The 20,855-nt window shown below is 46.0% G+C and carries 17 protein-coding genes and 1 pseudogene; 4 read left to right on the forward strand and 14 right to left on the reverse strand.

Going from position 1 to position 20,855, the window contains the following annotated elements; translation table 11 throughout:
* Nucleotides 1-31 precede the first annotated feature (31 nt).
* From B6A14_RS01775 to def, 7 genes are read right to left on the reverse strand one after another with little or no spacing between them, the layout of a single operon-like run.
* The gene (locus B6A14_RS01775; RefSeq protein ID WP_087908752.1) at nt 32-715 is read right to left on the reverse strand and encodes a response regulator; all 684 of its coding nucleotides are present in this window, start codon (nt 713-715) and stop codon (nt 32-34) included.
* Nucleotides 716-717: 2 nt separating this feature from the next.
* Nucleotides 718-3,030, reverse strand: a complete 2,313-nt coding sequence (locus B6A14_RS01780) for a sensor histidine kinase (RefSeq protein ID WP_087908753.1) — start codon at nt 3,028-3,030, stop codon at nt 718-720.
* Nucleotides 3,027-3,608, reverse strand: coding sequence for a DUF4390 domain-containing protein (locus B6A14_RS01785; RefSeq protein WP_087908754.1), 582 nt, complete (start codon nt 3,606-3,608; stop codon nt 3,027-3,029). Before B6A14_RS01785 ends, B6A14_RS01780 begins: the two co-directional genes overlap by 4 nt.
* Nucleotides 3,605-4,921: a 16S rRNA (cytosine(967)-C(5))-methyltransferase RsmB gene (rsmB, locus tag B6A14_RS01790; RefSeq protein WP_087908755.1), complete on the reverse strand. Its 1,317-nt coding sequence runs from the start codon at nt 4,919-4,921 to the stop codon at nt 3,605-3,607. The genes B6A14_RS01785 and rsmB overlap by 4 nt, the downstream gene beginning before the upstream one ends.
* A gap of 1 nt (nt 4,922) precedes the next feature.
* On the reverse strand, nt 4,923-5,789 hold the full coding sequence (gene htpX, locus B6A14_RS01795; protein ID WP_087908756.1) for a zinc metalloprotease HtpX: 867 nt from the start codon (nt 5,787-5,789) through the stop codon (nt 4,923-4,925).
* Between the two features lie 2 nt (nt 5,790-5,791).
* Nucleotides 5,792-6,790: a methionyl-tRNA formyltransferase gene (gene fmt, locus B6A14_RS01800; RefSeq protein WP_087908757.1), complete on the reverse strand. Its 999-nt coding sequence runs from the start codon at nt 6,788-6,790 to the stop codon at nt 5,792-5,794.
* Between the two features lie 9 nt (nt 6,791-6,799).
* A complete protein-coding gene (def, locus tag B6A14_RS01805; protein WP_201721443.1) occupies nt 6,800-7,315 on the reverse strand; it encodes a peptide deformylase in 516 nt (171 codons plus the stop codon).
* Nucleotides 7,316-7,386: 71 nt separating this feature from the next.
* Between def and dprA the strand changes: the two genes are divergently transcribed.
* Nucleotides 7,387-8,076 (forward strand): DNA-processing protein DprA, encoded by a 690-nt coding sequence (dprA, locus tag B6A14_RS01810; RefSeq protein WP_087908759.1) that lies wholly within the window; start codon nt 7,387-7,389, stop codon nt 8,074-8,076.
* A gap of 205 nt (nt 8,077-8,281) precedes the next feature.
* Nucleotides 8,282-10,945, forward strand: coding sequence for a DNA topoisomerase III (locus tag B6A14_RS01815; RefSeq protein ID WP_236635609.1), 2,664 nt, complete (start codon nt 8,282-8,284; stop codon nt 10,943-10,945).
* On the opposite strand, the pseudogene mnmC reads toward B6A14_RS01815, so the two are convergent.
* The 7 genes and pseudogenes from mnmC to rpmH form a co-directional block, all read right to left on the reverse strand.
* A pseudogene (mnmC, locus tag B6A14_RS10355) lies at nt 10,915-12,003 on the reverse strand (FAD-dependent 5-carboxymethylaminomethyl-2-thiouridine(34) oxidoreductase MnmC); the annotation flags it as partial. The gene B6A14_RS01815 and the pseudogene mnmC overlap by 31 nt on opposite strands.
* Nucleotides 12,004-12,041: 38 nt before the next feature.
* Nucleotides 12,042-13,907, reverse strand: coding sequence for a phosphoenolpyruvate carboxykinase (GTP) (locus B6A14_RS01825; protein WP_087908761.1), 1,866 nt, complete (start codon nt 13,905-13,907; stop codon nt 12,042-12,044).
* A gap of 89 nt (nt 13,908-13,996) precedes the next feature.
* A complete protein-coding gene (gene mnmE / locus B6A14_RS01830; protein ID WP_201721453.1) occupies nt 13,997-15,352 on the reverse strand; it encodes a tRNA uridine-5-carboxymethylaminomethyl(34) synthesis GTPase MnmE in 1,356 nt (451 codons plus the stop codon).
* 42 nt (nt 15,353-15,394) lie between these two features.
* On the reverse strand, nt 15,395-17,107 hold the full coding sequence (gene yidC, locus B6A14_RS01835) for a membrane protein insertase YidC (RefSeq protein ID WP_087908763.1): 1,713 nt from the start codon (nt 17,105-17,107) through the stop codon (nt 15,395-15,397).
* Between the two features lie 15 nt (nt 17,108-17,122).
* Entirely contained in the window at nt 17,123-17,461 is a 339-nt protein-coding gene (yidD, locus tag B6A14_RS10465; protein WP_087908764.1) for a membrane protein insertion efficiency factor YidD, read from the reverse strand.
* Nucleotides 17,358-17,675: a ribonuclease P protein component gene (gene rnpA / locus B6A14_RS01845; RefSeq protein WP_236635610.1), complete on the reverse strand. Its 318-nt coding sequence runs from the start codon at nt 17,673-17,675 to the stop codon at nt 17,358-17,360. The genes yidD and rnpA overlap by 104 nt, the downstream gene beginning before the upstream one ends.
* Before the next feature lie 8 nt (nt 17,676-17,683).
* Nucleotides 17,684-17,818, reverse strand: coding sequence for a 50S ribosomal protein L34 (gene rpmH, locus B6A14_RS01850; RefSeq protein WP_011903922.1), 135 nt, complete (start codon nt 17,816-17,818; stop codon nt 17,684-17,686).
* A gap of 222 nt (nt 17,819-18,040) precedes the next feature.
* Here rpmH and dnaA point away from each other — a divergent pair, with 222 nt between their 5' ends.
* Together dnaA and dnaN are read left to right on the forward strand one after the other, a co-directional pair.
* Complete coding sequence (dnaA, locus tag B6A14_RS01855; protein ID WP_236635613.1) at nt 18,041-19,468, forward strand: chromosomal replication initiator protein DnaA; 1,428 nt, start codon at nt 18,041-18,043, stop codon at nt 19,466-19,468.
* A 263-nt stretch (nt 19,469-19,731) separates the two neighbouring features.
* Nucleotides 19,732-20,847: a DNA polymerase III subunit beta gene (gene dnaN, locus B6A14_RS01860; RefSeq protein ID WP_087908765.1), complete on the forward strand. Its 1,116-nt coding sequence runs from the start codon at nt 19,732-19,734 to the stop codon at nt 20,845-20,847.
* Nucleotides 20,848-20,855: the final 8 nt, after the last annotated feature.

A 20,855-nucleotide genomic window follows, 5' to 3' on the forward strand; every position in this document is an offset into this window, starting at 1 on the left:
GTGCCCCGTGAACACCAATTTACAAAATAATTTATTGCTCGCCCTTGTTACGAGATGTATCAATACCTAGTGCCTTAAGCTTGCGATACAAGTGTGTTCTCTCTAGGCCAGTGTACTCAGAAATCTTGGTCATGCTGCCACCCATGATTTGCATCTGATGCTCAAAGTAGGCCTTTTCAAAAAGATCTCTTGCCTCTCTTAATGGCAAATCAAAATAGGTTTTTGCAATGCCACTGATGAACTCGCCCTCCTGCGGGGCTGGTGCTGGCTCACTCACAGCAGGCTTTGGTGCCACAGCCTGATTGGTGCTGGACTGAACCGCACGCTCTACTTCAGGCTCAACATATTTTGGGGAACTCTCAAGCGCCTTACTCACAGTCTTTAAAAGCTTTTGAAGGGCAATCGGCTTTTCTAGGAAATTTAATGCGCCAATACGCGTAGCCTCAACTGCGGTATCAATGGTAGCGTGACCTGACATCATCACTACAGGCATAGTCAGTTGACCTGTTTTAGACCACTCTTTGAGTAGAGTGATGCCGTCAGTATCTGGCATCCAAATATCTAGCAACACAAGGTCGGGACGCATTTGTTCGCGAATAGTTCGGGCCTGAATGGCGCTCTCTGCTGCATACACGGTATGGCCTTCATCCGTCAGAATCTCATTGAGAAGCTCACGAATTCCCATCTCGTCATCTACAACCAAAATACTAGCCATTCTTAGGCCGCCTCTTTTGCTAGATTCATAAACAATATTGATACCTGTGCACCAACCACTTCTGCTCCTTGCATACGATTTCGTATTTCAATCTTGGCAGAGTGATCATCAATAATTTTTTTAACAACCGCCAAGCCCAATCCCGTACCTTTAGTCTTCGTGGTGACATAAGGCTCAAATGCCCTTGCTAATATCTTAGCTGGAAATCCTACTCCAGAGTCACTTATCGTTAGACGAACTGCTTTTTGCTCCGTACCATTGTGCTCCCCATAGGGCACTAACTCGGTTTTTACTTCAACCGCCTCTCCAGGATGAGGCCCCTCCAACGTAGCATCTTGAGCGTTTTGCAATAGATTATGAATCACTTGTCTGAGCTGGGTTGGGTCACCCATAATTTCTGGGCAACGTGGATCAAGCTGAGTATGCAAGGGACTGCCTTCATATAGCCCCAAAATTTCTGATGTGAGTGTATTGATAGAAACCGCCTTTAGCTGAGGCGTTGGTGTTTTAGCAAAATCTCTAAAGTCATTGACCATTTCTTTCATGGCCTGGACCTGGCTAATAATGGTTTCAGTGCTGCGATTCATCATTTCTTCTTGCTCAGGACTTAGCTTGCCAGAAAGCTTATGTTGCAAACGCTCTGCAGACAACTGAATTGGGGTAAGTGGGTTCTTGATTTCATGAGCTAGGCGTCTTGCAACTTCGCTCCAAGCAATTGACCTTTGTGCGCTCACCACATCGGTAATGTCATCAAATACCACCATACGTAAATCTTCTGTTAGCTCTGTGCCGCGCACAAATAAAGTGATGCCTAATTCATTTTCAAACTCATTGGTTTTGTGTAGCTGGACTTGCTTTTGCCAAACCGGAGTCTTTTGATGACTAATTTGAACTGTGGGGTTATCTTGCGCACCCGTAACCGCAAGCTTCATTGTGGAGAAGCCTTCTTTAATAGCCTCCTCAAATTCTATTAAAGCTGGGCTGGTGCTTAAAGGCTTTCCGTCAAGATAGGTTAGATCTTGACCAAAAATACGATCGGCGCCAGCGTTACTTGAGACTACGTTATAGCGCCGATCAAAAATACAAACGCCAGCAGTCAAGCTTCCCAGAACTCGCTCTAAAAAGGCCTTGGATTCTTGCAGGGAAGTACGTGTATCAGCAAGCTGCCGAGTCATGACATTAAATTGGCGGGTGAGCATGCCGAGTTCATCGCCCGTATCCAGCTCGGGCTTTGGCGATAAATCACCCTGCGCAACTGCTTGGGTACCTTTGAGCAACATTAGTAATGGGCGAGCTAATTGGCGCCCCAATAACAAGGCCAATGTAATAGCCACAAATAAGGCGAAAAAGAGAGTTAGCGTTAGCGTCCCAACAAACATTTTGCGCAGGCCGGCGCGCCCCAGAGACTTCTCTTGATATTCGCTATAGGCAGATTCAACGGCAAAAATATTTTTCGCTACTGGGCTTGGAAGGATGCGAACTAATTGCAAAAAATATTTATCTTCTGCATCTTTATTAGAGTCGAGTTTGCCTAAAATCGGTTTCTTGCGAACAATAGGAACAATTGCTCTAACTTGATAGCCGCGCTGCCCATCTTGCATTTCGATCTGATCTAAAAAGGTAATGCCCTTCTTACTAAAAGCTTCAGCTACGACCTCAGCACTTGGCGCAGGTAAGTATTTTTTGGGCCTTAACTCACTCGTTAATATCAAATTGCGCTGGATATTAAACAGGCTCACCTCTTGTATACCAAATTGATTACGGATCTTCATAATCATGGCGCCAACCTGGTCAGAGGTAGAGCCAGCAGGCACCTGTACAACTTGATCAGCAATAAAATTGCCTTCGGACAAAATTTCTTCTTGCGCAATGCGCAAAGTAACGCGCCCTAACTCCAAACCCGAGTTCAGTGCGGATTCAACCTTCACATCAAACCAAGTTTCAATACTACGAGATACGAACTGTAGCGAAACGCCATACAAAATAAAGCCCGGAACAATTCCCACTAGCGCAAAAATCATCGCCAACTTGGCAATTAAGCGAGTGCCAAAGTGACCGCGATACCAGCGCACACCAATCACAATGACCAAAGTCAAAATTACCAGCGTTAAGCAAACTCCAATAACAACATTGGCTGCGTAAAGCCAAATAAAGTAGTTATCAAAAAACTCTGTATTAGACGAAGCAATCGATAACAAGATCAGGAGCAATAAAGCAAACACCCCAATTACACCGATAGCAATGGGGATCGCCTTTTTTCTCCAAGCAGTTGCTGTAAAAAAAGTGTTCTTGAGTGGTGCTGAAGATGCTGTCATTGCTTAATTAGGCTTGCTCCAGCCGGAGAAAAGGGAAAACGCAGCCAATTACTAGAAACATTCCAGTCCCGATTATTCAGGGCATTCACCTGGAATGGCTTAGGAAGCTTGCTCAAATCTAAAGTCATCCGCAAAGAGGCTGTATAGGATTTGCCAGCATCTAGCTGATTGCCATCAATCACTCGCCAGCCACCGATACTGCCCACCGCTTGTAGCGCCTCTGCAATTGTCCTTGCTGAAAATGTAAACCCTTCAGAGGCAATCCGGTACTGCTGAGTCAGGGGCTGGTAAGACAGTCGGGTTTGTCTTTGGGCAATGGCAGGCCTCTCATCAAACCAATACCAGCGCGAACGTGTTAAATCAAACTCTGTTTGAAAGTACAACACCACACCTTTTTGAACTGCATCCTCAAGTCCATTAGAGAGCTCAATCTGAAAAGTGGCATTTAAAAGCCAGTCGTTATCAACCTTTTCTAATTCAAAGGTTTTGATCTTGATTCCTTCTGCACTTGCGCTTGTTGAAAATAAACTCAACGCCATCAAGCATAAGAAGATGAATTGTTTAATTCTTTGGCTCATGGCCCATTTTTCTTAAACAAGGCATAGTAAAAACCGTCACTGACATCGGTCGGTAAAATCTGTCCTGGAGCGCCTAATCGTACCGCATTGCTATGCTCTCCAGCAAACCAGCTCGCTTGCTCCTCCCCTTCTTCAGGAAATACTGAGCAGGTAACGTAGAGCATGAGGCCATCTGGCTTGAGCATTTTCCAAGCCTGCTCCAAAATACCGCGCTGCTTTTGCTGCAGAGACTTGATATCAGCCTCTCGTCTTAAAAAGGGAATGTCTGGGTGTCGAGCCACAATGCCTGAAGCTGAGCATGGGGCATCAAGCAAGATTTTGTCGAACAAGCGACCATCCCACCAAGAAGCTTTGGAAGCATCGCCCCGAATTACTTGCACCCGATCGGAATGCAAGCGTAGTCGATCCAAGTTGCCGCCGATCTTGCCAAGACGCTCGCCATCGAGCTCTAAAGCCACCATCTCACAATCTGCTAACTCCAGGATATGAGCAGTCTTGCCGCCGGGCGCAGCACAGGCATCCAAGATTCGCTCGCCTGAAGTCGGGTTCAAGAGCGTTGCGGCCAACTGTGCTCCCGCATCTTGAACCGATACCGCGCCACTATAAAAACCTGGCAACTCTGAAACTGGAACGGGATTAGACAACAGTAAAGCAGATGCTAATTTCACTCCAGCAACTTCTTCAATGGGTGAAGAAGCAATTCCAACTTCATTTAATAAGACTTGATATTGCTCTCGTGAATATTGTTTTTGATTAACGCGCAAAATTAATGGCGCACGTTTTGCTTGAGCAAACAAAATAGACTGCCAAGCCTTGGAGTAATTACGTTTTAAGTTAGCGCGCCACCAAGGCGGGACAAACATCGGAATGGGATCTGGGGGAAACCGGGTTTCGCCCTCCGGCGGCTGCACAATCAGGCTTACCTTGCGCAATACTGCGTTGACCAAACCCTTGGCATACATTGTTTTATCGTAGTTAGCACAAGCGCTGACAGCCTGATCAACTATTGTGTGTGCCGCATAACCTTTGCCATCCGCATTTTCATTTAAGAACAGCGCAATAGCGACGCTTAATAAATGATCTACCTCGGGTGGTGGACTCTTTGGAACAAATTGCTTGATTAGCTCGTGTGATCGAACCCATTTACGTAAAGCATCAAAACTTAAGCTCTGCACTATTGGGCGCTCATGAGGCTCTAACTGATCAAGCACCTCTGTCAGAGACCTACCACTCATTACCTCGCTAATCGCTTGCGCAGCAATGCTGATTGCTTCAGAAAGTGGAAGGCTATGTGGCGTTTTTTTATCAGTCAAATTAATTTACTCTGGGGTATGCCCCATTTTTTGCCATCTCCATGAGGCGCGCTACCCGCTCTTCAGTTGGCGGGTGGGTTGAAAACAGTTGTGCAAGGCCGCCGGCGCTTAAGGGATTCAGAATCATCATCTGTGCAGTTTCTGGATGTTGTTCGACGGCCTGAAATGGGATGCCTTGCGCATAGTTATGAATTTTCTCTAGCGCATGGGCAAGAGCCTCTGGATCAGAACTAATTTCTGCCCCGCCACGGTCTGCCTCATATTCTCTTGCACGTGAAATACTCATTTGAATCAAGCTGGCGGCAATGGGCGCCAAGATAGCCACCAATAAACTGGCGATTGGATTATTGGGCCTGCCCTCAGAATCGCGCCCACCAAAAAACATCGCAAAGTTAGCCAACGCAGAGATTGCACCGGCCATCGTTGCCGCAACTGTAGAAATCAAAATATCACGATGCCGAACGTGCGCCAACTCATGAGCCATGACGCCACGGAGTTCGCGATTAGACAAAATTTTCAGAATGCCAGTAGTAGCCGCTACAGAAGCATTCTCAGGATTGCGCCCCGTTGCAAATGCGTTGGGCGCATCTTCATCAATTAAAAATACTTTGGGCATTGGTAAGCCGGCCTTATCTGCAAGCTCTTTTACCAATGCGTAAAACTGGGGTGCAGATCGTTCGTCGACCTGCTGTGCATTTGTCATCTTCAACACCATCGTATCGGAAAACCAGTAGCTGAAAAAGTTCATGCCAATAGCTACCAGTAATGCCATCAGCATCCCTTGCTCGCCCCCTAACATGCCACCAACCACAATAAACAATGCAGTAATTGCCGCCATCAAAACAGCAGTTTTTGCGAAATTAAACATTCCTACTCCTTTGCATGAAAACGTAATGCTTGTTTATCAGAACCAAGAGACTGCAAACAAAGGCTGGCTGACATTTTCTTGCCGCCTGGTTTTTGCATTTCTAAAACCTCGATTACGCCATTGCCACACTGAATATAAGCGCCATCTTCACTAAAACCTAATAATTCGCCGGGTATGCCAGTTTTGCTGCAGGTGCCCGCATTCGGAATGCGAGAACTCCAAAACTTCATCGTTTGCTCTTGCGCGTTACTAGTTGCGCCAGGAAAAGGGTTAAAGGCGCGAATCCGGCGATCAATTTCTGGGGCGCTCAAACCCCAATCAATTTCTGCTTCGTTCTTGAGTATTTTTTCTGCGTAAGTAATGCCCTTAGCTTCTTGTGAAGTTCGAATTAAATCCTTACCCGCTTGCAAATGGTTTAGCACGCTCACAATCGACTGGGCGCCCAATGTTGCTAATCGATTATGCAGAGTGTCACTTGTTTCTTCGGGGGTAATTTCAAGCTCACTAATGAGAACGGTATCGCCCGTATCTAAGCCAGCATCCATTTGCATAATACAAATGCCTGTTTTTAAATCGCCTGCTTCAATCGCACGCTGTATTGGAGCTGCGCCCCGCCAGCGCGGTAACAAAGATGCATGGATATTAAAACTGCCGTGTCTTCCTGGCTGCTGCGAAATATCCAATACCTCTTGTGGCAGGATGAGCCCATAAGCAACCACCACCATGGCATCAAAATCGATTTTAGACAAGTGCTGATATGCCTCTTGAGCCTGAGCTTGTTTTGCAAGATCGGCACTATTGCGCTTGAGTGTCTCTGGCTGAAGTACGGGAATATTTTTTTCTAAGGCAAACTCTTTAACCGGACTAGCTTGCAGATGCATGCCTCTCCCAGCTCGGCGATCAGGTTGGGTAAGGGCTAGGACAATTTCATGGCCTGCGTCATCAATTGCGCGCATTGCTTGCGCAGCAAACTCCGGGGTTCCAGCAAATACAATTTTCATCAGCGGCGCTTAGCGCTCACCCGCTAACTCTTTGGCGCGCTTTTTAAGTTTTTGTGAAATACGGGTGCGCTTAAGTATCGATAAATACTCAACAAACACCTTGCCTTGTAAGTGATCAAACTCATGCTGCAAACAAACCGCTAATAAACCATCCGCATCAAGCTCAAACTCTTTGCCATCAACATCTAAAGCCTTCACCCGAACTTGTGCAGACCTTTCAACCTCATCATAAAACTCGGGAACCGAAAGACAGCCTTCACGCCAAGATTTTTTCTCAGGACTTGACCAAATAATTTCTGGGTTTATAAAAACCATTAACTGGTTTTGCTCTTCAGATACGTCGATGACAACAATTCGTTCATGAATGTCTACTTGCGTTGCAGCCAAACCAACACCTGGAGCCTCATACATAGTGTCAGCCATATCGGCAACAATTTTTTTAATGCGCACATCCACCTGCTCAACTGGTTTAGCAACCTTATGTAAGCGCGGATCTGGATAGCAAAGGACGTTTAACAAAGCCATATAGGAATTATCCAACAGAGCAATCGGTCTGTCCTGATTGCTGTAATCCCCCCAAAGATCAAAATCTTTTAATGTCTATATTCCCAAAACCAAATCCCACTACTTGTATCGCTAGGGGCGATAAAAAATACCCAAACCGCCTAAAGGATTTATATGATCCACCCAGCAATCTCTATATAGACGGGGACCTCCGCTTACTAAATAAGCCCATGATCGCCATCGTAGGATCACGCAAGGCCAGCCCTGAGGGCCTTAAAAACGCAGCAGCTTTTGCTCAAGAGCTCTCCCGAGCAGGGCTACTGATCGTCTCTGGGTTTGCAAGAGGCATTGATGGGGCCGCCCATCAAGCAACCCTTTGCCTAGGACCCAAGCACTTCACTATGGCGGTCTGTGGGGCCGGCGTGAATGTGATTTACCCCAAAGAACATCTGGGTTTGGCCAAAAATATCCGAAAACAAGGACTTTTGGTCTCCGAGTACCCCTTGGGCACGCCACCAAAATCCGGTCATTTTCCCAGGCGCAATCGAATCATTGCTGCATTTTCGATTGGTGTTCTAGTCGTTGAGGCGGCCGAAAAGTCTGGTTCGCTTATTACCGCCAGACTCGCTTTAGAGCTAGGGAGAGAGGTTTTTGCAGTCCCGGGCTCCATTCGACAGCCCCTTTCTAGGGGCTGCAACCTTCTGATTCAGCAAGGCGCAAAGCTGGTACAAAACCCCCAAGACATACTAGAAGAATTGATTTTTGAGAAAAACCCCCTTTAAAGTGGTTTAAATGCGGTTTTTTACCCATTAATCGCCTAATAAGCCACGGCATCATGCTTGTAAAAGTGTGCTTTTTGGACTTTTCTTAATTTATCGGTTAATAATAAAAAAGGGGTAAGCAATTGACCAAACCCTGATTTGGTTTAAATTGTTCATCCTTTTTCCTATAAAAAACATCATTTCAGGCTCAAATTTAGGCAAACGCGTGGCTAAAGCATCTACCAAAAGCAGCTCCAAGACCCCTTCCGTGGATCACCCCAAGGCTCTCATCATTGCCGAGAAGCCATCGGTTGCCAATGACATTGCCAAAGCCCTGGGCGGCTTTACTAAATATGAGGACTATTTTGAAAGCGACGATTTTGTCATCTCGTCCGCAGTTGGCCACCTCCTAGAGATAGCGGCCCCAGAAGAATATGACGTTAAGCGTGGCAAATGGTCTTTTGCCAACCTACCTGTAGTACCCCCCTATTTTGATTTGCGGCCAATCGCCAAAACCGAATCGCGTCTCAAGGTTTTACAAAAACTGATTAAGCGCAAAGATGTCACCTCTCTTATTAATGCATGTGACGCGGGGCGCGAAGGCGAACTGATTTTTCGCTTAATTGCACAGCATGCAAAAGCATCACAGGGCATTAAGCGTTTATGGCTTCAGTCCATGACTCCAGCAGCAATTCGGGATGGCTTTGCGAGTTTGCGCACCGACGAAGATATGCAGCCGCTCGCCGATGCAGCGCGTTGCCGCTCGGAAGCTGACTGGTTGGTTGGTATTAATGGTACTCGTGCCATGACAGCATTTAATAGTAAGAGTGGTGGCTTCTTTTTAACCACTGTTGGTCGCGTTCAAACGCCCACACTGTCAATTGTGGTCGAACGCGAAGAATTAATCCGCAAGTTTGTTTCCAAAGATTATTGGGAAGTAAAAGCGGAATTTATTGCTGCTGCTGGTGTCTATGAGGGGCGCTGGTTTGATCCAAAATTTAAGAAAGATGTTGCCGAGCCCGATGCACGCGAGAACCGTCTTTGGAGTGAAGCTGCAGCACAAAGTATTGTTGCTGCTTGTCGTGGCAAAAAAGCAAGCGTTACTGAAGAGGCTAAGCCAGCAACACAACTAGCACCACAACTGTTTGACTTAACTAGTTTGCAACGTGAAGCAAATGCGCGTTTTGGTTTTTCTGCAAAAAATACTTTAGGTCTTGCTCAAGCGCTGTATGAGCGTCACAAAGTTTTAACCTATCCACGTACTGATGCTAAAGCACTTCCAGAGGACTATCTGGACACCGTTAAACAAACCATGGAAATCCTTGCCGAGAAGTCGCAAGACTATCGTGCGTTTGCAAAGCAAATTCTGAAAGGTGATCCAAAAGATCCGAAAGCAAAAGCTGGTTATGGTTGGATTAAGCCCAACAAACGCATCTTTGATAACTCCAAAATTTCTGATCACTTTGCGATTATTCCGACCCTCGAAACTCCTAAGAATTTAAGTGAGCCTGAGGCTAAGCTGTATGACTTAGTTGTTCGCCGTTTCCTCGCGGTCTTTTATCCCGCCGCCGAATTCAAAGTCACCACCAGAATTACCGAGGTTTCGGGGCACCATTTCAAAACCGAGGGTCGTGTACTAGTGAACCCTGGTTTCCTCACCGTCTATGGCAAATCGAATCAAGCAGATGATGAGCTTGTCGCCGTTCAGGACGGCGAGGCTGTTCAAAGCGAATCCATTGCTGCAGTGCCATTGAAAACTAAGCCACCAGCTCGCTATTCAGAAGCAACATTGCTCTCAGCAATGGAAAGCGCCGGTAAGTGGGTTGATGATGATGACATGCGCGAAGCAATGGCGGAAAAGGGTTTAGGAACTCCTGCAACTCGCGCAGCAATCATCGAAGGATTGCTCGCTGAAAAATACATCGTGCGCGAAGCACGCGAACTCATCCCTACAGCAAAAGCTTTTCAATTGATGACTTTGTTGCGCGGGCTAGATGTTGAAGAACTTACACGCCCCGATTTAACTGGTAGCTGGGAAAACAAGCTATCGCTAATTGAGCAGGGCAAGATGAATCGCGATACTTTCATGCAAGAAATTGCGCAAATGACTCAGCGCATCGTCAAGCGTGCCAAGGAATATGACAGCGATACGATTCCAGGTGACTACGCAACAATGACCACGCCATGCCCGCACTGTAAGGGGCCAGTAAAGGAAAACTACCGTCGCTTTGCCTGTGAAAAATGTGGCTTTACGATCAGCAAAACCCCGGGTGGTCGCGCGTTTGAATACCCTGAAGTAGAAGAGCTACTGCGTGAAAAAACCATTGGGCCGCTCCAGGGGTTTCGCAGCAAAATGGGTCGTCCATTTGCCGCCATTATTAAGTTAAGCGAAATTCCAGAAGACGATGCAGACTATCCAAACGCAGGCTTCAAGCTCGAATTTGACTTTGGTAATGCTCAAGACGAAGAAACTGAAGCGGTAGATTTCACCGGTCGCCAAGCTCTAGGCGTTTGTCCAAAATGTTCTGGCGCAGTTTATGAAGATGGCATGCGTTATGTTTGTGAACACAACACCGGGCCAAGCAAAACTTGTGATTTCAAAACTGGCAAAGTTGTTTTGCAACAAGAAGTTTCGGCTGAGCAAGTGCAAAAACTACTCAAAGAAGGCAAAACCGATCTCTTAACAAACTTCAAGTCAAACCGTACTGGGCGTGGCTTTAAGGCCTATTTAGCTTTAGGGGCTGACGGCAAAATTGGTTTTGAATTTGAGGCTAAAGCCGCTGGCGCAGCCAAAGCTCCAGCAAAAAAACGGGCGGGCGCTAGTGCTGCAAGTAAGTCTGTCGCAAAGCCCAAGCGCGCCAGTAAAGCAAAGTCATCCTCTAGCACCTGAGCTGTGATCAGCTTGGCTGCTAGGGCCGACCACAAAATACCTCGCGAACCTAAGGCGGTGGCCAAAAAGATTCCAGACCTTTGATTCAGTGCGCCAATGATGGGCAAACGATCTCCTGCTACGCAGCGCACGCCAACAAAATCTCCAGCCTTGATTAGCGCTCCCAGATCTCCCTCGGGATAAGCAAGCAAACCTTGCGCTTGTTCTCGATTGAATTCATCGCTGCTGTCTCTTGAGCCAAGGTCATCCTCACCCTCATCAAAGCTAGACCCCACCATCCAACGATAGCTGCCGTCTTCAAGCGGCTCGGCGGGAAGACAGTAGCCATCACCAGATATGCCAACTCTGGGTAATTTTTTTATCCAAGCCTCCTCTTGAATTGAAAAAATGCTGAGTTGACCCCGCACCGGCTTAAGAGGAAGCCGAATTCCAATGCTACTCATGAGCGCTTTAGTATCTATTGCAGTGGCCACTATCAACCTATCCGCAGAAAGAATGGCTTCATTGTTCTGATTGACTAAAAGCCAATGATCATCCACCCTCTCCAGCTTTGCAACGCGCGAATTCCACAAACAAGTTAGACGGTCTTGGTCTTGCAGTAATGCATTACTCGTCTCAAATAGATTGAGAGATGCGCCGCGCGGCAGCCACACTCCGCTCTGTTTGATGCCACAAATTTTTTCTGCGTCTTGAGCATCTAAAGCTACTGCAATACTCTGATCAAGCTCTAAAGACTGCAAATAATTGCTTACTTCTACTCGATCGAAATGCTTATCTTTTTTGGCGGGCTGAAAAATGCCATGCTGGTTCCAAGCCTTGCCCCACCTAGCTTCGGCCAGCAAAAAAGCAATCCGCGTTAAGCGCAATAAGCGCGGGGATCCCTTACCGATATGGGGATGAGCAATGGCATAGGCATGACTCGAGCAAGCGGTGGCGGGTGAAGATGCGGCGTCAACAATACAGACAGATTTTCCGCGCAAGAGCAACTCATTTGCGATGGTTGCACCACAAATGCCTGCCCCAATCACCACTATTTCATGGTGTTGGGGTTTGGTCATTTAACTATTGAGAATAAAACGTTTGATATTGCTAATGCTTAAGCGTTAAAGCGTTGTTCAATCTTGGCGCGAGTCTCTTTCAACTCTTTTGGCAAGCGCTCGCCAAGGTGATCAAACAATTCAGTATGAAGCTTTAACTCGCTCTTCCAGTCATCCACTGCAACATGAATAGCTTTAGCAAATTTCTCTGCAGAATAGTCAAGACCATTCCAGTGCATGTCGCCGTGCTCTGGGCAAATACCAAATGGCGTTTCTTTGCCTTTTGCTTTACCTTCAGCGCGCTCCAAAATCCAAGAAAGCACGCGCATGTTTTCACCAAAGCCTGGCCAAACAAATTTGCCATTCTCGTCCTTGCGAAACCAGTTCACGCAATAAATTTTTGGCAATACAGCGCCTTCAGCCTCTAGCTTCTTGCCGATATTGAGCCAATGCTGGAAGTAGTCGCTCATGTTGTAACCAGCGAATGCAATCATCGCAAATGGATCACGGCGTACAACGCCAATTTGTCCGGTGATTGCAGCAGTGGTCTCTGAACCAAGAGTTGCAGCCATGTAAACACCCTCAACCCAATCACGCGCCTCACTAACCAAAGGCACAGTGTTTGAGCGGCGGCCACCAAACAAGAACGCGTCAATTGGAACGCCTTCTGGATCATCCCACTTAGGATCAACCGCTGGGTTATTAGTGGCGGCAACTGTAAAGCGTGAGTTTGGATGCGCAGCTTTGCGACCTGCGGCGCCATCTGCTGGAGTCCAATCTTTGCCTTGCCAATCAATCAAATGCGCTGGTGGTGTTTCTGTCAAGCCTTCCCACCAAACATCACCATCATCAGTCAAGCCAACGTTTGTGAAGATCACGTCTTGATTCAAAGAATCAATACAGTTCTGATTGGTTTGACGATTGGTGCCTGGCGCCACGCCAAAGTAACCAGACTCTGGATTAATCGCAAATAAACGGGTCTTGCCAGTAACGGGGTCTTTGCGCGGCTTGATCCATGCAATGTCGTCACCAATAGTGGTTACCTTCCATCCATCAAATCCTTTGGGAGGAATCATCATGGAGAAGTTGGTTTTGCCACAAGCAGATGGGAATGCGGCAGCAATATGGTATTTCTTACCCTCAGGTGAAGTGACACCCAAGATCAACATGTGTTCTGCCAACCAACCCTGGTCGCGACCCATGTTGGATGCAATGCGCAGAGCAAAGCATTTCTTACCTAACAATGCATTACCGCCGTAGCCAGAACCAAATGACCAAATTTCGCGAGTTTCTGGGTAATGAACAATGTACTTATTCTTGTTGTTTGGCCATGTAACATCTTTTTCGCCAGCAGCCAAAGGTTTGCCAACAGTGTGAATACAAGGAACAAACTCGCCGTCAGAACCCAATTGATCAATGACGGCCTTACCCATACGGGTCATGAGGCGCATATTGATTGCAACGTATGGGCTGTCCGATAGTTCTACGCCAATGTGGGCAATAGGGGAGCCAATAGGGCCCATGGAGAACGGCACCACATACATTGTTCTGCCGCGCATACAACCATCAAACAATGGATTTAATGTTGCGCGCATTTCGCTTGGCTCTACCCAGTTGTTGGTAGGGCCAGCATCTTCTTTTTTGGCCGAGCAAATAAAGGTACGGTCTTCAACGCGTGCCACATCCTCAGGGTCTGAGAGTGCTAAAAATGAATTTTTTCGTTTGGCTGGGTTGAGGCGCTTAAAAACCCCGGCAGTAACTAGTAGCTCACAGAGCTCGTCGTATTCGGCCTGAGAGCCATCACACCAACGAATTGCGTCTGGCTTGGTCAGGGCCGCGACCTCTCCAACCCACTCAATCAAGCGCTTATTTTTTACGTAAGCTGGCGCATTTACATTAATTTGGTCCGCAGTTTCTGTAGTCATGTGTTTTCCTAGGAAGATTTAATTTTTAATCCAATGATTTTAACATTTTGGCCATATTTAAAGCCCTAAACCGAGACAGAGGAAACTCTTTACTTGCCAATACAGAATTGGCTAAAGATTTTTCCCAAAAGGTCGTCCGGAAGCAGCTTTCCAGTAATTTGCCCAAGGTGATTTTGAGCTAAAAATAGCTCTTCTGCGAACAATTCAAGCGAATTGTTGCCATTTGCAGCGAATTGCTCCGATCTTGTAATATGCTCAGATGCCCTCTCCAGGCAGTCCAAATGGCGTCTTCTGGCCACAATCGCGCCCTCTTGCGGACCATTCCAACCCACTATTTCCAGGATTTTTTGCTTTAGGGCGTCAACGCCATCACCATTTTTGGCAGAGATCAAAATGGCCTGTTTTGGAGCCGCAGTAGGCCCCAAAGATATCAAGTCTGACTTGTTAACAACCTCTAAAACTGGGCATTTTGGGGGCAGCTCTCTCAGAATTTGTTCTTTCAGCCCATCCTCTGTCGAATTTGGGTCGGTCAAAAAAATCACCAAGTCTGCCAGACGAATGGCGTCCCAAGACCTTTCAATTCCTTTTGCCTCAACGAGATCATCAGTTTCGCGCAGTCCGGCAGTATCAATGATATGCATCGGCACACCTTCAATAGTGATGCTTTCCTTCACGCGATCGCGAGTAGTGCCGGCAATAGCGGTAACAATGGCAACCTCTTCACCAGCTAGCCTATTGAGTAATGAGCTCTTGCCAACGTTTGGCGCGCCAGCAAGAACAAGCTGTATGCCATCACGCAAAATCTTTCCCTGCCTGGCGCCGACTCGTAACGATTCTAATTTTTCTTTGACAGCAGCCAGACGAGTGCGAGCTTGTGCATTCTCTAAAAACTCAATTTCTTCTTCAGGGAAGTCTAAGGTTGATTCCACCAAAATGCGCAGCTGTGTAATTTCTTCGATCAGATCATTGATGCTCTCTGAAAAAGCACCCCGTAAAGATCTGGCCGCACCACGAACCGCAGCCTCACTTTGTGCATCAATTAAATCCGCAATCGCTTCGGCTTGTGCAAGGTCTATTTTGTTATTGAGATAAGCGCGCAATGTAAATTCGCCTGGCTCCGCAATTACCAATCCGTCGTTCTTGCCCAACTCTAAGCAGCGCTTCATGACCAACTCTAGAAGCTGCGGCCCACCATGACATTGAAGCTCTAAAACGTCTTCACCAGTAAATGATGCCGGGGCAACAAAATAAATCGCAACAAGTTGGTCAATGGTTTGCCCGTCGGCATCACGCAAGGTAAGTAAGTTTGCTTGGCGAGGGGAGAGCTCTTTCTGAAAAAGTGCTTTTGTGATGCCCTTAAGATTATGGCCACTAATGCGCACAACCCCAACGCCCGCCCTGCCTGGAGCAGTTGCTATAGCAATGATGGGCAGCTTTCTAGTCATCATTGCTATATGTTTTCCCTTAAAGGCTAAGCCATCAAAAAATTACTTGGCTTCTTTCTTTGCAAACATTTGATTGATTTGCCACTGTTGCGCAATCGACAATAAGTTATTCACCACCCAGTACAACACTAAGCCGGCCGGGAAGAAAAAGAACATTACCGAGAATACGATTGGCATATACATCATCACCTTTGCCTGAATGGGGTCTGGTGGGGTTGGATTCAGTTTGGTTTGAACAAACATTGAAGCAGCCATGATGATTGGCAAGATTCCAATTGGGAATAATTGTGTCATGCCCAATACATCACTGATTGAAGTATCAGGGAGCGATAGATCATGCACCCACAAAATCCACGGGGCGCCGCGCAACTCGACGGACGACAACAATACCCAATACAAAGCAATAAACACTGGGATCTGAATTACCACTGGCAAACATCCGCCCAATGGATTAATTTTTTCTTTGCGATACATCTCCATCATTGCTTGATTTAGCTTTTGTGGCTCGCCTTTGTATTGCTCTTTCATGGCCATCAAGCGTGGCTGCACTTCCTTCATGCGCGCCATCGATTTATAGCTTGCGGCAGAAAGCGGGAAGAATGCCAACTTAATCAAAACGGTGAGTAGAACAATAGACCAGCCCCAATTACCAACATAGCCATGGATTTTCTCCAGGAGCCAGAAAATCGGCTTTGCCAAAATGGTTAAGTAGCCATAATCTTTTAACAACTCAAAACCTGGTGCTATGGTTTCTAGAACGCTTTCTTCTTGTGGGCCAACAAAGAGACGAGATTTTTCAACAATTGTTGATCCTTGAGCAATCACACCTAGTGGTGTTTGCATGCCAATACGATAGAGGCCGTTATCAATTCTTCCCGCGTAAATATCTCGCGCAAATTTATCGCCCGGAATCCATGCACTAGCAAAATAGTGCTGAACCATTGCAATCCACGCTGGATCCCCAGCGGGAACCTGAGTTGGAATAGTAATTTTGTTTTTATCAATTGCTGTGAATTCCAGCTTATTGAATTTTTCTTTGTCGGTGTATGTTGCCGGGCCAGTAAAGGTGCTTGCTGAAAAGGCGCCATCAAAAGGACCAATTTTTTGCTCCTGGCTGCCGTCGCGCACTAGTTCGGTGTAGAGAACCAATGGCGTAGCATTTGCACTTGACTGAGTCACGCGATGGCCAACATCCACCACATAACTTCCAGGATTCAGAATGAATGTTTTTTCTAGCTTAACGCCATTACGCTCGCTGCCGAGGGTGAGAAAAGGTCGGCCAGAACCGTCTTTACCAGACTGAATAAGTTTGAAGGTGCTAGTGTGATTTGGTAAATCATTGTTGTTTAAAGAAATCAGACCGGAGCGCGCAAAATATTTATGATTTGCCGTGTATTGAAAAAGCTCTACGGGCTTGTTTTCTGCAGTCAGCGACTTTAATAACTTTGCATCAATTACGTTAGCGCCGTTAGCGCTAATTTCTAAGACCAACACATCATTTTTCAGCGTAAATTTTTCCGCGCTGTCTAATGCGCCCAAATTAACAGCGGGGGCGGCCGCAACAACCGGCTGACCAGATATTTGAGCAGGTACGTCTAACTTATTGCTAGCAGCAGATTTGTCAGTAGCTGCTGGGGCGCTTACGGGCGCGCCCCCAAATAAAGATGGCTTACCCTCATGGACCTGCCAATTGTTGTAGAGCATGAGACCCGACATCGAGAATACTGCCCAAAGAATTGTTTTTTTAAAGTCCATTTGCATTCTCTTAAGTTAATGAGATGTTTGTTTTACCGCAGGATCATAACCGCCTCGTGACCATGGATTGCAGCGCAAAATTCGCCAAACAACCAAGCCGAAGCTTTTAATAAACCCGTAATGATTGAAGCAGTCACACGCATATTGTGAGCAACTTGGCGCGTACTTGCAGTGCATGCCCACATAAGGACTCAGAAGCAACTGATAAGCCTTAAGCAGTTTAATTGCGGCCTTATTTAAAACGCGCACCTTAGAGCAATCCCGACATCTGAGAGCGTAGAAGATCTTTTTCTTTTTTTCTAAGTCTGCCACGGGTTTCGCGACCAATCGGCTTCTTGAGCTTAACCACCACATCTTTGTTGAGGGTATTGGCTTGAGCCGCCCAAACCAATTCGCGAATCATCCTCTTAAGACGGTTGCGGTCGACAGCTCTTTTAGCTAATTTCTTGGCTACCGCAACCCCTAAGTCTGGCTTACCACCCGCCTGAATGGGCGCAGCATAAAAACCCCAATACAAACTTGTCTTGGGGTTTATTTTTAATAATTCAGAAATCCTAGCGCTGTTCAATGGCTAAATTAAACAGCCAGACGCTTACGGCCTTTAGCGCGACGTGCATTTAATACTGCGCGCCCACTTTTGGTTTTCATGCGAATACGAAAACCGTGTGTGCGTTTACGACGAGTTACTGATGGTTGGTATGTTCTTTTCATGATAGATCCCTGCAAAACCAGGTATTTTCCTTGTTGCAGAGCAAAAGGTCAATCAATCTCGATGAATATATAGGTGTTTTTCTCTATTTTTGTGGGCTTTTTAACTAAGCCATTAATTTATATGTCTTTTTTACGTTTATACACAAGTTATCCACAGCTTTTCCACGTTTTTGTAGCTTGTGGATAACTTTGCAGGATGGCTACAATGGATCCTCCAAAAATATGAGCAACCTACAAAATCCCCCCGCCTTGAATTCAATCAACCCCCTGGGTTTTTGGGATGGTGCGCTTAGCACCCTTTCCCGCGAGCTGTCGCCCCAACAGTTTAAAACATGGATTCAGCCACTGACCCTCGTGTCTTTTGATGAGAGTGATCACTCACTAACTGTTGGAGCCCCAAATCGATTTAAGCTCGATTGGATTAAAAAAACGTTTGCTGATCGCTTTCAAGAGTTGGCCTCTCAGTATTTTGGCTCCTCAATTAATGTTAATTTTGTCCTCGATGTTGAGGTCGGTGCGCCGCCTGTTGCGGCACCAGCAGTTTTGGAAAATGTGTTGCCAGACCCCCAAACAAGCAATGTGGCAGAGTCTGCCGCATCCCTAGAGGAGGGTGCGTTTGAGATTGAGGACCACTCAAAACTCAACCCCAACCTTACCTTTGAAACTTTTGTTACCGGTAAGGCAAATCAACTTGCCAGGGCGGCATCTATTCAGGTTGCACACAACCCAGGCAGCTCATACAACCCAATGTTTTTATACGGCGGGGTTGGTCTAGGTAAAACACACTTAATTCATGCGATTGGCAACCATCTTTTAAAAGAAAAACCTAACGCCCGCATACGATATATACACGCTGAGCAATATGTTTCTGATGTTGTGCGAGCCTACCAACAAAAGGCTTTTGATCGCTTTAAGCGCTACTACCATTCCCTAGATTTATTGTTAATTGACGATATTCAGTTTTTTAGTGGTAAATCTAGGACGCAAGAAGAGTTTTTCTATGCCTTCGAGGCGCTTTTAAGCAACAAGGCCCAGGTAATCATCACTAGCGACACGTACCCAAAAGAAATGGCGGGCATTGATGATCGATTAATTTCGCGCTTCGATTCTGGCTTAACGGTGGCCATTGAGCCGCCGGAGCTAGAGATGCGCGTCGCTATTTTGATGAAAAAGGCGATTAGCGAAGGAATTCCAATGAGTGAAGATGTAGCCTTCTTTGTGGCAAAACATCTCCGCTCTAATGTACGGGAGCTTGAGGGGGCGTTAAGAAAAATATTGGCGTTTGTGCGCTTTCATGGGCGCGAGGTCACGATTGAGGTTGCAAGAACCGCACTCAAAGACCTTCTCTCAATACAAAACCGTCAAATTTCCGTTGAAAATATTCAAAAGGCTGTGGCCGATTTCTATAGCATTAAGGTGGCTGACATGTATTCAAAGAAGCGGCCCGCCAACATTGCCCGGCCACGGCAGATTGCCATGTTTATGGCCAAGGAATTAACCCAAAAAAGCCTGCCAGAGATTGGTGAGCTCTTTGGGGGTAGGGACCACACAACCGTTTTACATGCAGTTCGTAAGATCGCTGATGAGCGTGCTCACGACGGACAGTTAAACCACGAAATTCACGTTATTGAACAAACCTTGAAGGCTTGATTTTTGATTGTGGATAAAGCTGTGGACAACCCTAGGGATAAGTTTGGGGATTGTGTGTGGATAAATTGTGGAAAGATTCAGCTTCATGCAAAAATAGGGTATTGAAAAAAGCTTATCCACTTTTTATGCAGCGCTTATACAAAGGTTTTCCACAGGTTTTTTGTCTTCTAATATTTTGATTTATATAGGTTTTTTGAGTTATCCACGGAAATCAGAAGCCTTATTACTATTACTACTAAGATATATACAAGGATTTAAAAGCAATGCAACTCGTTAACACTTCTCGCGATAACTTACTAAAACCACTTCAGGTTGTTAGTGGAATTGTTGAACGTAGACACACACTACCAATTCTGGCAAATCTTTTGTTTAAAAAGACTGGCGAAAAAGTTTCTTTTATCTCCACTGATATTGAAATCCAAATTACTACAAATGCAAATTTTGGTGTTGGTACAGAGGATGTGACTACAACAGTTGCCGCCAGAAAACTGTTAGATATTTTGCGCGCACTTCCAGAGGGACCAGTTTCCTTAAACCTAAAAGACAACCGGATGGTTGTGCAGAGTGGGAAAAGCCGTTTCTCATTACAAACTTTGTCTGCGGCAGAATTTCCAGTGATGCAAAGTGTTGGTGAGGTAACGGCTGCGTGGAAGATGTCTCAAAAAAGTTTTCGTCAATTGATTAGTCAAGTTCACTTCTCAATGGCGCAGCAAGATATTCGCTATTACCTAAATGGAATGCTATTGGTTATTGAGGGTAAAGAGGTCGTAGCAGTGGCAACCGATGGTCATCGTTTGGCTTACTCTCAGGTTGAGTTAACTGAAGTCCCATCTGGCTCTGGCCAAAGACAAGAAATTATTATTCCACGCAAAACAATCTTAGAGTGTCAGCACCTTTTGGAGGACTCTGAAGAGTTGTTGGAGATTAGTCTTACTGCTAATCAAGTGAAATTTGCTTTTGGTGATATTGAATTAATTTCTAAACTGGTGGAGGGTAAGTTCCCTGATTTTCAGAGGGTGATTCCAAAGGGGCATAAAAATACTCTAGTAGTTGGCCGTGATGTTTTGCAATCTGCGCTACAGCGTGCCGCCATCTTGACTACGGATAAATTTAAAGGGGTTCACTTCTCTTTGTCTCCCAACCGAATTACCGTTCAATCTACTAATGCTGAGCAAGAAGAAGCGCAAGAAGAGATTGAAACTGAATATAGTGGCGATACTGTTGAGATCGGCTTCAACGTAAGTTACCTTTTAGATGTTTTATCAAATCTAAAAAATGAAAAAATTCAAATTAGTTTGGGTGATGCAAATAGTAGCGCTGTAATTACTCTGCCTGGCTCAGAGAGCTTCAAGTATGTTGTGATGCCAATGCGTATTTAACTTAGAAA

The organism is Polynucleobacter hirudinilacicola (assembly GCF_002192535.1).
GTDB lineage: Bacteria > Pseudomonadota > Gammaproteobacteria > Burkholderiales > Burkholderiaceae > Polynucleobacter > Polynucleobacter hirudinilacicola.